The organism is Pseudomonas sp. Irchel 3A5, assembly GCF_900187575.1.
Lineage (GTDB): Bacteria > Pseudomonadota > Gammaproteobacteria > Pseudomonadales > Pseudomonadaceae > Aquipseudomonas > Aquipseudomonas folii.
Window position 1 is genome coordinate 58,909 of the sequence record NZ_FYDU01000001.1, and the last position, 12,742, is coordinate 71,650.

At 58.8% G+C, this 12,742-nt stretch carries 11 protein-coding genes; 2 read left to right on the forward strand and 9 right to left on the reverse strand.

Annotated elements, in window-relative coordinates:
* Positions 1-113: 113 nt before the first annotated feature.
* Positions 114-1,661 (forward strand): AhpA/YtjB family protein, encoded by a 1,548-nt coding sequence (locus CKW31_RS00240; RefSeq protein ID WP_095092358.1) that lies wholly within the window; start codon positions 114-116, stop codon positions 1,659-1,661.
* A gap of 245 nt (positions 1,662-1,906) precedes the next feature.
* On the opposite strand, the gene CKW31_RS00245 is transcribed toward CKW31_RS00240, so the two are convergent.
* From CKW31_RS00245 to CKW31_RS00285, 9 genes are all read right to left on the reverse strand, one after another.
* Positions 1,907-2,602 (reverse strand): membrane integrity-associated transporter subunit PqiC, encoded by a 696-nt coding sequence (locus tag CKW31_RS00245; protein WP_095092359.1) that lies wholly within the window; start codon positions 2,600-2,602, stop codon positions 1,907-1,909.
* A 180-nt stretch (positions 2,603-2,782) separates the two neighbouring features.
* Complete coding sequence (parC, locus tag CKW31_RS00250) at positions 2,783-5,047, reverse strand: DNA topoisomerase IV subunit A (RefSeq protein ID WP_095092360.1); 2,265 nt, start codon at positions 5,045-5,047, stop codon at positions 2,783-2,785.
* Positions 5,048-5,057: 10 nt separating this feature from the next.
* Positions 5,058-5,537 (reverse strand): TIGR02281 family clan AA aspartic protease, encoded by a 480-nt coding sequence (locus CKW31_RS00255; RefSeq protein WP_371856666.1) that lies wholly within the window; start codon positions 5,535-5,537, stop codon positions 5,058-5,060.
* Positions 5,538-5,575: 38 nt separating this feature from the next.
* Positions 5,576-6,625 (reverse strand): esterase-like activity of phytase family protein, encoded by a 1,050-nt coding sequence (locus tag CKW31_RS00260; protein ID WP_256582470.1) that lies wholly within the window; start codon positions 6,623-6,625, stop codon positions 5,576-5,578.
* Between the two features lie 326 nt (positions 6,626-6,951).
* Positions 6,952-8,856: a DNA topoisomerase IV subunit B gene (parE, locus tag CKW31_RS00265; protein WP_095092362.1), complete on the reverse strand. Its 1,905-nt coding sequence runs from the start codon at positions 8,854-8,856 to the stop codon at positions 6,952-6,954.
* A 139-nt stretch (positions 8,857-8,995) separates the two neighbouring features.
* Positions 8,996-9,613, reverse strand: a complete 618-nt coding sequence (locus tag CKW31_RS00270; protein WP_095092363.1) for a YqiA/YcfP family alpha/beta fold hydrolase — start codon at positions 9,611-9,613, stop codon at positions 8,996-8,998.
* 96 nt (positions 9,614-9,709) lie between these two features.
* The gene (gene cpdA / locus CKW31_RS00275; RefSeq protein WP_176469750.1) at positions 9,710-10,522 is read right to left on the reverse strand and encodes a 3',5'-cyclic-AMP phosphodiesterase; all 813 of its coding nucleotides are present in this window, start codon (positions 10,520-10,522) and stop codon (positions 9,710-9,712) included.
* 198 nt (positions 10,523-10,720) lie between these two features.
* A complete protein-coding gene (locus CKW31_RS00280) occupies positions 10,721-11,173 on the reverse strand; it encodes a DUF1249 domain-containing protein (RefSeq protein ID WP_095092364.1) in 453 nt (150 codons plus the stop codon).
* A complete protein-coding gene (locus CKW31_RS00285; RefSeq protein WP_095092365.1) occupies positions 11,164-11,781 on the reverse strand; it encodes an NUDIX domain-containing protein in 618 nt (205 codons plus the stop codon). Before CKW31_RS00285 ends, CKW31_RS00280 begins: the two co-directional genes overlap by 10 nt.
* Positions 11,782-11,991: 210 nt before the next feature.
* Between CKW31_RS00285 and CKW31_RS00290 the strand changes: the two genes are divergently transcribed.
* Positions 11,992-12,738, forward strand: coding sequence for an RsiV family protein (locus CKW31_RS00290; protein ID WP_095092366.1), 747 nt, complete (start codon positions 11,992-11,994; stop codon positions 12,736-12,738).
* Positions 12,739-12,742 lie beyond the last annotated feature (4 nt).

A 12,742-nucleotide genomic window follows, 5' to 3' on the forward strand; every position in this document is an offset into this window, starting at 1 on the left:
GAAAAAAACCGCATTCTAACCACATTCAGTGACCATCGGGCGAAGGCAGCGCTTTGCCGCCACTGGGTCGGTCGTTATACTGCGCGGCAACTTCTTCGAAAGAGCCGTGCTCTGTGAACCGGCCCACGCCTGTTAAAACTGATAATTTCTTCCTGCTGATCTTCCGTGCACTGCGTCATCGCCGTGTACCGATTGCATTGCGCATCGCCAGCCACAACGTGATCCTCGTCTCCCTGGCGCTGATGATCTACGCCGGCGTGATGGGCTTGCAGTTCAAGCAGGCCATGCATGAGCAGGCCGACGCACTGGGGCAGGCACTCACCACGCAAACTGCGACCTCCGCCACGGAGCTGCTGGTGTCCAACGACATCCTCAGCCTCAACGTGCTGCTGGGTAATCTGGTGAAGAACCCGCTGGTGGCGCATGCCGCGATTTACAGCGTGGACAATCGTATCCTTGCGGAAGCCGGTCAGCGCCCGAAAAACGGTCTGCTTGGCGAGGCCGAAGGGCTTTACGAAATCAAGATCACCTTCCAGGACACAATGGCCGGGCATCTGCGTATCAGCCTGGACATGTCCCAATTCCAGCAGCCGATGACCATCAGCCTGCAAAGCATGGGCATCCTCGCGGGAATCCTGCTGGCGCTCGCTTTGGCACTGAGTCTGCGTCTGGGGCGACACATTTCCACGCCGCTGCTGCAATTGCGGATCTGGCTGCGTGATATCGATCCGTACACCCCGGCCGTCGAACGCCAGGATGAAATCGGTGATCTGGCCCGCCAGCTGCGCACGTCCTTCGCGCCGCCGATGCCGGAACCGGAGCCCGAACCAGAGCCCGAATATGTCGAGGACGAGTCGGACGATCATTATGCTGAAGACGACGTCGTAGAGCCCGCCGCCAAAGGCCGCTCCGCCCGTGAGCCAGGTTTTGACGAGGCGCCCAAACCACGCTTGCCTGCGCCGCCCGTACAGCGCCGTCTGGTGGCCGAGGAGGATGAAGAAGACGAGGAAGACCCGTTTGCCGACCTGCGCGACAATTCCAGCGCTGCGCCTCAGGTCAGCAAAGCGGTGGCTCCAGGCAACCCGCAACCCAGCGCCGTGCTGGCCGTGCAGCTCGGCTCGCAGGATCAACTGCGTCGCTTGCCCAGAGCCCGCCTGACGGAGCTGCTGCAACGTTATCGCGATTGCCTGGATCAGGCTTCGTCGCTTTACGAAGGCGAGCTGCACACCCTGAACGATGGCAGCACATTGATGCTGTTCCACAGCCAGGAAAGCGGTGACGATTACCTCACCAATGCTATTTGCTGCGGCGAGCTGTTACGTGCCTTGAGCCATGCATTGCAGATTGAGGTCGCAGACAGCGGCATCACCCTGCAATTGCAGCTGGGCCTGACGCTCGGTGAAGGTCTGGCAGGCTTGAGTCAGATCGACCTGTTGCTGACTGAAACCGCACAGGATGCCTTGGCCCTGTCGCAACACAGCCGCAACCTGTTGCTGGTAGAGCGCAAAATCAATGATGACGCACTGATCCGCCAACGCGCGCGCATCCGTCCGATCGCAAGCCCTGAAGGCGCTTGCTGCGTAGAGCGTCTGATGGAGCCCTACCCTTCGATGCTTGAACGCCAGCTGGCGCGCATGCATGAGACGGCACGCAAGGGGTGATCCCGCATACGCTCCTACCCTGACCTGTAGGCGCGCAAGAGCACCGCGATTGATGGCCTTGGGCAACTTTGACCAAATCACGGATGGTTCTGAAAAACTGTAAAACCTGTAGGAGCTGCCGAAGGCTGCGAAAGCGATTTGGCTGAAATACCGCCATTCGCAGCCTTCGGCAGCTCCTACAGGAAATTCCAGATAGCAGCCCACAAAAAAGCCCGCATCGCTGCGGGCTTTTTTTTGCGCCAATCCTAGAAGCGGAACACTTCGAGATCAGTGCGTATGGGGGAAGCCATTGGAATCTTTGGTTTGTCGGGCTCTTTGGCGCGAGCTACCGGGGCTTTCTTCGGTTCATCCACAGGCTGCCAGGAAATCGGCTTGACCGCGGAACTCACCTGATCTGCCAGTCGCTGAAGCAGCAGGCCTTGGGCACGCACCTGATCGGCAGAAGTCCCCGCATGGAGTTCTTCAAGGTGCACAATCCGGCTGTCACGAACATTGCCTTTGCGGTCCACCAGACGCCATTGGGCATCAAGAATCGCCGGCTGCTTCGCGCCCGAGTCCAGACGGCTGATAGACAACACCACCTGCACATCAGGGGTGAAGTTCGCCGCAGCAGGAGCCAGCACGACCCGCTGGCTGTCCAGCTTCCACGCCAATTGGCGCAGCAGCAGTTGGTCGATATCCGAAGACAGGCTACCTGCCCAACGACCGTCGGTCGAAGCGGTCAGGCTACCGTCAGGCTGACGCTGCAACAGAGTCTCGCGCTGCAGGTAATCCGCCACTGAGACTGGCCCAAGTAAAACAGCCAGGCCCTTATTATGCGTAGGTTGCCCCGGTGTACCGCTGTCGAGCTGATAAAGCGAGGTCGGTTGGTTCACACTGCAACCAGCCAGACCCAAAATACCGGTCATCAACAAAACAAAGGGAAGGCGTAGAAGATTCATCGTCCCATCCAGGTGGCCGCCGTCAAGCAAGCCACAGTGTATAACTCAACAGAAATCGTGCAGGCATTCAGCCACGCTTGCGCCTCGAGACGTCATATCATCCGTGAATATGCGTCATGACTCCAGCGATTATGCGTCGATCTTCGTGGCAAAACGAAGACCGATAGCTCTAAAACAGGATTAAGAGGCGTTTTCTACCAAAAGCGCATCAACCCTCTGAAAGCCCCGCGGCAGCTTATTGCCCCGACGCCCACGCTCCCCCTTGTAATGTTCCAGATCATCAGGTTTGAGTGACAGGTTGCGTTTGCCTGCCTGCAAGACCAGCGTCGCTCCTTGCGGGATGACGGCGACATCAGTCACATATTCTTCACGACTGGCCACCCGATCCCCCGGAATTCCGATGATCTTGTTGCCCTTGCCTTTGCTCAACTGCGGAAGGTCACTGATTTTGAAGATCAGCAGACGCCCTTCAGTGGTAACAGCTGCGAGCCAGTTCTGCTCCCGGTCGGCCACTGGTCGCGGCTGCATCACCTTGGCCCCTTTCGGCAGGCTCAACAGCGCTTTGCCAGCCTTGTTCTTGGCCTGCAGATCCTCGCCCTTGACCACAAAGCCATAGCCCGCGTCCGAAGCAATCACATAAAGCGCGTCATCTTCAGGCAGCAGCACACATTCAAACGTTGCGCCTGGCGGCGGCTGGAGCTTGCCGGTCAACGGTTCGCCCTGCCCTCGCGCCGATGGCAAGGTGTGCGCCGCCAATGAATAGCTGCGCCCCGTAGAGTCGATAAACACCGCGTATTGATTGGAGCGGCCCATTGCAGCGGTCTGGAACCCGTCACCCGCTTTGTAGGAAAGCCCGGTCGCATCAATGTCATGGCCTTTGGCAGAGCGTACCCAGCCTTTTTCCGACAGTACGACGGTCACTTTCTCATTCGGCAGCAGGTCATGCTCGGTCATGGCCTTGGCTTCGGCACGCTCCACGATAGGCGAGCGGCGGTCGTCGCCATAGGTTTCGGCGTCTTTAAGCAGTTCGGTGCGGACCAGCTTTTTCAGCTTGGCTTCGCTGCCCAACAGAGCCAGCAACTTGGTGCGCTCTTTGTTCAGCTCATCCTGCTCGTTACGCAGTTTCATCTCTTCGAGACGCGCCAACTGCCGCAAGCGGGTGTCCAGAATGTAGTCAGCCTGGATTTCGCTCAGCTCGAAGCGTTCGATCAACCTGGCCCGTGGGTGCTCCTCGGTGCGGATGATGTGGATCACTTCATCCAGATTGAGGTAGGCGATCAACAAACCGTCCAACAGGTGCAGACGACGCTCAACCTTGTCGAGGCGGAATTGCAAACGACGGCGCACCGTGCGGACACGGAACTCCAGCCATTCCACCAGCAACGCCCGCAGGTTCTTCAACTGCGGCTTGCCGTCCAGACCGATGATGTTGATATTGACCCGGTAGCTGGACTCCAGATCGGTGCTGGCGAACAAGTGCTGCATCAGCGCTTCGTGATCGACCCGGCTGTTCACCGGGATAATCACGATGCGGCAAGGGTTTTCGTGGTCCGACTCGTCACGCAGGTCGGCAACCTGCGGTGCCTTGGAGGGCTTGGCCTGCATCAGCGCAGCGATCTGCTCCAGCACCTTGGCACCGGAAACCTGATGCGGCAAAGACGTGACGATGATGTCGCCATCTTCCACGTGGTACACAGCGCGCATCCGCACCGAGCCCTTGCCGGTTTCGTACATTTTCAGCAGGTCGGCACGCGGGGTGATGATCTCTGCTTCGGTGGGGTAATCCGGGCCCTGAATGTGTTCAACCAACTGCTCGACAGTAGCTTTCGGCTCATCCAGCAGACGAACACACGCCGTTGCGACTTCACGCAGGTTGTGCGGCGGCACGTCAGTGGCCATACCCACGGCAATACCGGTGGTGCCATTGAGCAGGATATTCGGCAAACGTGCTGGCAAGACGGCCGGTTCGTCGAGAGTGCCATCGAAGTTCGGTACCCAGTCCGCGGTGCCCTGCCCCAGTTCGCTAAGCAAGACTTCGGAGTACCGCGACAAGCGCGCCTCGGTGTAACGCATGGCCGCGAAGGATTTCGGATCATCCGGCGCTCCCCAGTTGCCCTGCCCGTCTACCAGCGTGTAGCGGTAGCTGAACGGCTGGGCCATGAGCACCATAGCTTCATAACAGGCCGAGTCACCATGGGGGTGAAACTTGCCGAGTACGTCACCCACGGTACGCGCCGACTTCTTGTGCTTGGAGTCAGCGTCAAGGCCCAGCTCGCTCATCGCGTAGACAATGCGTCGCTGCACAGGCTTGAGGCCGTCGCCGATATGCGGCAAGGCACGGTCCATGATCACGTACATGGAGTAGTTGAGGTAGGCCTGTTCGGTGAAGTCAGCCAGTGATCGGCGTTCTACACCATCAAGGCTGAGGTCAAGGGAGTCGCTCATGCGTGCCTCATTATTTCGTGGTCTGACGCAGCAGCATGGTGCCGCCGCGCTGAGTGAATTCGAGTTGTTTCATTGCGCTCATACCCAGCAGCACTTGTTCTCCGTCCAGACCGGGCACCACCAGGGCGCGCACGTTGTGCAGGACGATATCGCCCAATTGCAGGCGCTCGATGGAAGTCCGAAAGCCTTCGCTGCGACCATTGGCAGTGTTGACCCAAACCGGCGCACCGCGCTGCAACTGCAAGGTGTCGGCCACCTCGCCCGGAACAGCCACATCAGTGGCCCCGGTATCCAGCAAAAACTGCACGAGATGATCGTTGATCTTTCCAGTGCTGACAAAGTGCCCCTGGCGATTGCCCACCAATTGCACTTCGACGTAACCATCACCGTACTGCGAAGTGACCACGGTGTTGGGATTTTCCTGTTTGTCTTCCCACTCGCCAAAAAAGCGCGTTGCCAGAAACAGCCCCGCCGCCCAGGCGACGATCATCAGGACCTTTCCCGCCCGTTTGCCGGGAGGCTGCTGACTCACGGTTTAGCACCCCAGCCACCCGCCGGAGCCGCGAAACGCCACACAATCGGGCGTTCCTCGCCATCAGCGCGCTTGCCAAAATTGTTGTCGACGCCGATCCAGGCTCCCGTCTCATCGACGACCAGTGCTTCAGTCAGACCGAACGCCTGATCGTAAAGTCGATGCGGCATCAGTGCTTCTTTAGCGAACGACCAGCACTGCTCGGTCTTGCCGGTTTCCAGTTCGCGCCGACAGATGCGGTAAGCCGAACGCTCCAACGTAAACAGCTTGCCGTTGAACAGTGACAGATCCGCGAAATCACGGGATACCGATTTGCCACCCACCTGAGGCGGTAACACGTCCTTGCCGGGTTCAGTCCGCAATACGCAACTGCCTTTGCAGCGCCAGGCATCCGCCTCGCGATTGACTACCAGTAAACCGCGCTGCTCACGCTCGGCAGCCAGCCACAAGCGATCTCCCTGCGGGCTGACAGCCAAGCCTTCGAAAATAGCGTTGAAGTGTTGCAACATGCCCTTGGCCCGGGCCTGTGCGACCAGCTCGGTGGGCAATTTCAGCCAGGCCGGCGGTCCTTCCACAGGTACCTTGAGCACCTCGGCATATGCTTCGCTGACGACGTATTTATTGCCAGCTGCATCGCAACTGATGCCCTCGAAATCCAGGCTGCCGCCGCGTACTAATGACGATAGCTTGGCCAGCGAACGCAAGTTGGCCGGTAAGTCACTCTCCAGCGCAGGCGGTACATCAATCTTCTCCGACCGGGCCTGCCAGACGGTTTTCGTCATGTCCATGCGGTAGAGCAGGTCGTCGTCTCGATCCGAAATGGCCCACAGTTGACCGCCGCACATCGCCAGTCCTGACAGGTTGCCGCCGACCATACTGTCTACGGGATGCTCTGAAACCAGCACCAGCTCTGGCAGAGGGGCTGCGAATGCCGGAGTGGCCAGCAGCGTTGCAAGCAGCCCAGCCCACAACGCCGCGCTGTAGGAGCGCGCTTGCCCGCGATTGGGTCGAGCAGGCGCAACATGCATCGACTGACCCACCGCCATCGCGAGCAAGCGCGCCCCTATCAAGAAAAATATAACTACCTGACCTGGAGTACTTTTCTGTAGGAGCTCACGAGCACCGCGAGGCAGCGATGGCGTCCTGTCTGATACACCGCTATCGCGGCCTCGCGGTGCTCGTGCGCTCCTACAGGGCCCAATGTTTTCAATACGGTCTTGTATCAAACGCGCAATTCTGTAGGAGTGAGCTTGCTCGCGATCCGGTCGATCAGTCACAACATGCATCGACTGACCCACCGCCATCGCGGGCCAGCGCGCTCCTGCAGGTTTGGCGCTATCGCGCGGTGTCAGGGACACCGGGGCGCTTTGCATCAAGTCAGAACCTCGGCAAGGTTGCCTTTGGACTCCAGCCAGCTTTTGCGATCACCGGCGCGTTTTTTGGCCAGTAACATGTCCATCATTTCCGACGCCACTTCAAAATCATCCAGCGTCAGCTGCACCAGGCGGCGAGTGTTCGGATCCATGGTGGTTTCACGCAGCTGCGGCGGGTTCATTTCGCCCAGGCCTTTGAATCGCGTGACCTGCGGCTTGCCGCGTTTCTTCTCCGCAACAAGACGGTCCAGAATACCGTCGCGCTCGGCTTCGTCCAGCGCGTAGTAAATGTCTTTACCCAAGTCGATGCGGTACAGCGGCGGCATGGCGACATAGACGTGCCCGGCGTCCACCAGCGGACGGAAATGCTGGACGAACAACGCGCACAACAAGGTCGCAATGTGCAAACCGTCAGAGTCGGCGTCAGCGAGGATGCAGATTTTGCCGTAGCGCAACTGGCTCATGTCCGCCGCGCCCGGGTCGACACCAATGGCGACGGCAATGTTGTGGACTTCCTGACTGGCGAGCACTTCGCCGCCATCGACTTCCCACGTGTTGAGAATCTTGCCGCGCAACGGCAGGATCGCCTGAAATTCCTTGTCTCGCGCCTGCTTGGCCGACCCGCCAGCGGAGTCACCTTCCACCAGGAACAACTCGGAACGCATCGGGTCCTGCCCCGCGCAATCAGCCAGTTTGCCAGGCAATGCAGGGCCTTGAGTAATACGCTTGCGCTCAACCTTTTTACTGGCCTTTAGACGACGACCAGCGTTGTTGATCGCCAATTCCGCCAGTTGCATGCCCAGATCGGAGTTGGCGTTGAGCCACAGGCTGAAGGCATCTTTAACCACACCCGACACAAACGCCGCAGCCTCACGGGATGACAGGCGCTCTTTGGTCTGGCCGGAAAACTGCGGCTCCTGCATTTTCATCGACAGAACGAAAGCAATGCGCTCCCAGACGTCTTCCGGGGCAAGCTTCACACCGCGGGGCAACAGGTTGCGGTATTCGCAGAACTCACGCATCGCGTCGAGCAAACCCTGGCGCAGACCGTTGACGTGGGTACCGCCTTGCGCTGTCGGGATCAGGTTGACGTAGCTTTCCTGAACGCTGTCGCCGCCTTCCGGCAACCAGAGCAGTGCCCAGTCGACCGCTTCTTTATTACCGGCAAAACTGCCGCAGAACGGTTCGTCCGGAAGACGCAGGAAGTCGCTGACCGAATCCTGCAAGTAGGAACGAAGGCCATCTTCGTAATGCCACTCGACCTTTTCGTTAGTAGCCTTGTCTTCAAAGCTGACCAGCAGCCCCGGACACAGCACAGCCTTGGCCTTGAGCACATGCTTGAGGCGGCTGACCGAGAACTTCGGGGTGTCGAAATACTTGGGGTCCGGCGCGAAATACACGCTCGTCCCGGTGTTGCGTTTGCCCACAGTGCCGACGATTTCCAGCTCCGACGCCTTGTAGCCGTCGGTGAAGGACATTTCGTATTCATTACCATCGCGCTTGACCCGAACCTTGACCAAGGTCGACAGCGCGTTGACCACCGAAATACCCACGCCGTGCAGACCGCCGGAGAACTGGTAGTTCTTGTTGGAGAACTTGCCGCCCGCGTGAAGCTTAGTGAGGATCAGTTCGACACCGGAAACGCCTTCCTCCGGGTGAATGTCCACCGGCATACCGCGACCGTCGTCGGACACTTCCAGCGAGTTATCGGCATGCAGAATGACCTGCACCGATTTGGCATGCCCGGCCAGCGCTTCGTCGACGCTGTTGTCGATGACTTCCTGGGCAAGGTGGTTCGGCCGCGAAGTGTCGGTGTACATGCCCGGCCGCTTGCGAACCGGGTCGAGGCCCGAGAGGACTTCGATGGCGTCTGCGTTATAAGAGCTAGCGCTGGGATTGGCCATGGGGTCTCGTCATCAGTTGTTCGTGGGGTTACAGAGTTGAAAACCTGTAGGAGCTGCCGAAGGCTGCGATCCGGCATACGCCAGGCTTTCGAACCAATCGCAGCCTTCGGCAGCTCCTACATTTAATCCGGCTATACATTCAAAGCTTGGAAACATCCACCGCCTGTAACAACTCAGGGGCAAATCCGGCAAAACTCAACAGCGCGGGCAATTGCCCGGCAAAGCCTTGGTAACTGTGGTCGCCGCCTGCCTGTATACGCAAGGCGCATGCTCGATAGAACGATTCGGCGCGGCGATAATCAAGGGTCTCATCACCCGTTTGCAGCCAGACCTGAACACGCGTCGGGTCCTGAGGGGCGGGCACTTCCAGTTCGGCCAGGGCCTTGACGTGGTCGTGGGTCAGCTCCCAGGTTTCGCCGGTATAAAGGTTTTGCTGCGTACCGACAAATCCGTCGAACAGCTGGTGCGGGTTGACTGCCGGGTTGATCAGCACGGCCTTGAGGCCGTGGCGCTGCGCCAAGTGTGTCGCATAGTAGCCGCCGAGCGAGCTGCCGACCAGCAATGGCCGCCCGAGTTCTTCGATAGCGGATTCGAGCTGAACCATGGCGTGACGCGGATGGTGATGCAACTCAGGGACACGCACCTGCTCACTCAGCCCAAGCGAGCGCATCAGGGCGATCAATTGAGTGGCTTTTTTCGACAGGGCCGAACTGTTCAGGCCGTGGATATAAAGCAGTGTGGGGTTTTCGCTGGTCACGCCGTCCGCTCCTGAATCACTGAGTGGTGCAAAGCCGCGCAGTTTACAGGGACTAACGCTGAAAGACCCGCACCCGTGTGTATCACGACAAAAAGATCAGTAGCCGTTGCCGCCGTAATCCACTTCGAAATCCAGGCCAACCACCCGGGACACACCGGTTTCCAGCTTCCCGTCATCGTAAAGACGCAGCCAGCGGTAGCCCGGAGCGGTGTTGTCGACTTTGAAATCAACGCTACCGGGCGCGAACTGGATGCAGGTTGAAGGCGATGCCAGCAGCCGGACGGCATCGCGCATCTGGTCGTATTCCTGATGAACATGCCCCCAGAGCACTGCTCGCACCTGTGGAAAACGCTCCAGGACCGCAAACAGCGCATCGGGATTGCGCAGTCCGATAGGGTTCATCCACTCGCAGCCAATCGGCACCGGATTGTGATGCAGACACACCAGATGATGTCGCTCGGGCGCTTCACTCAATGACTGGACCAGCAACTGTAGCTGTTGATCGCTCAAATAACCGGGTACGGAACCCGGTACCGAGGAGTCCAGCAACGTCACTCGCCAATTGCCAATATCGATGACCGGGTCGAGCAAGTCGCTTTGTTGCGCGGCCTGGAGCATCTCCCGGGATTCGTCATGATTGCCGGGGAACCAGCGCTTCGGCGCCTCGATCGCCCCGCTCAATTGCCGAAAAGCCTCATAAGATTCGACGCTGCCGTCCTGCGACACATCGCCACTGGCAACCACCAGATCGACATGCGGCTGTTCGGCCAGCACCAGTTCGATGACTTTTTGCAGACTGTCGCGAGTACACATGCCCAGCAGCGTACCGTCCGCCTCGGCGAACAAATGGCTGTCGGACAACTGGACCAGCAGGACTGAATCTTTAACGGGGGCGTTTGGCAAAGCCATCTCCTTGGGAAGAGTCTGGCGATTATGGTGGGAAGCGATCAGGTCGGCAAATCCGGGAATGAGCGGCAGGTCTCAGTTACGAACGATTGGCCTGTAGGAGCTGCCGAAGGCTGCGATGGCGGTGTGTCAGATAGTGCTTTCGCAGCCTTCGGCAGCTCCTACAAGAAATGTATTTCTCTGAAAGACGAGATATAACGCTTACCGCACCGCTTCAAACTCATGCCCGCACGCCAGGCAATGGCTCAACCACTCCCCGAGAAACAGATTCAATTGGGCTTTTTCATCCGGCTGGTGCATTTCGGCGTTCGGATAAGGATAGATCCCCCGGAAGCGCCGGGCGTGTTCTGCACCGATCACTTCGGCCATGCGTGCGTCGTGGTAGACCTGCACTTCAAGGCTCGGCACCGGCAGCCACGGCAGGCTGTGTTCCTGCCGGACTTGCAAGGTGGTGGTGTACGGACAATCGAGCAGCACTTCAACCGCCAGCACGCCGAGCATTTGATCGCCCTGGGTCACTGCCACCCGCCTTGAGCGTTGGGCGTTGCGCATGTCCGGCAACAATCGCATCAAGCGCGCATAGTTGGCCTCGCAGGCAGCTTGCAGCCCGACGAGGTCAACCCGATAGCGCTCGCGCAATAGATTCACGACCATAACCCCCTGACTTCAGCACGATTCAACGCTAGCCATTGCAGCGCAATAATCGTCGAAGCATTGATAATTCGCCCGTCACGTACGGCTTGCAGTGCGTCATCGAACGACCAGACGGTGACGCGGATATCTTCACCCTCAGACTCCAGTCCGTGCAATCCCCCCGCACCCTCGCTCTCACAACGCCCTAAGTACAGATGAACGAACTCATCGCTGCCACCCGGTGACGGAAAGTATTTAGTGATGGGCCATAAGGCGCTGAAGACAATGCCAGCTTCCTCTTCTGCCTCGCGGTGGGCAACCTCTTCAGGCTCCTCCGCCTTATCGATCAAACCGGCGACCAGCTCGATCAGCCAGGGGTTGGCAGTCTTGTCCAGAGCACCGACGCGAAACTGCTCGATCAAGACCACTTCGTCACGCTTGGCGTCATACGGCAGGACACACACCGCGTCATGACGTACAAACAGCTCGCGACTGATTTCCTTGCCAAAGCCACCTGCAAACAGCTCGTGACGCAGGATCACTTTGTCCAGTCTATAGAAGCCCTGAAAGCAGTTTTCCCGTTTAGTGATTTCAAACGCTGTCGGGGTCGATCGGGTCGGGTCGGTCATGGGGTTCTCGCTTCGGGTAAATCGTGACGTGACGCCATCCTAACGCGCATCGCCAACCAGATGCAGCCCCCTCTTGAACATGCAGGGTAGACGGCTGATGGCGAAACGAACTCTAATCCGCCCAGCGGCGAACCGATGCCACCGTTTGCAGTCCAAGCAGCCTGAACTCGAACAACGTAACCGTCTTCATTGCCACCGCAAAGGATCAACATGTCGTTATTGAGGATCGCTTCACTGGCTTGCCTGGCCCTTATGCTGGGCGCATGTCAGAGCCTGTTCCAACCCAATTACCGTGCGCCACTGCAAGTGCAGCGCGACGCGTCCGAGCTGATCAAGCCGGGCTGTACCGCCGCTGATTGCCCGCTGGTGAATATCGACACCGTGCACTTCCCTGATGAGCCCAAGCTGGACGCCATCGTGCAGAAAACCCTGCTGCAACTGACTCGCACGGATTCCAGCGGGCCGCTGCCGGTTTCGATCAAGGCTTACCAGGAGCAATATCTGCGTGATTCCCAGGGTCGCAACGCCAGCTACCTGCAAGCCAAGGTACGCGAGCAACATGACGGTATCGTAGTCGTTGAGCTGTCCAGCTATCTGGACACAGGCGGCGCACATGGCGAACCCGGCCGAGCGTTCATCAACTACTCGCGCCAGCAAGAGAAAGTGCTGACTCTGGCCGACATGATCGTGCCGGGCAAGGAAGCCGAGTTCTGGCAAAAAGCCGAACTGGCGCATCAGGGCTGGCTGCTGTCGACCAAAATGAACGAAGACCCTGAGTTCATGAAAACCTGGCCGTTCAAGCGCACCCCGCACATCGCCCTGACCTATGGCGCGTTCATCCTCAAGTATCAGGTGGACACCATTGCGCCCTACTCCATGGGCCACATCGAGCTGAAGATCCCTTATCCACAGCTCAATGGCATCCTCAAACCGGAGCTGTTTCCCGGTCGCGGTTGAGTTT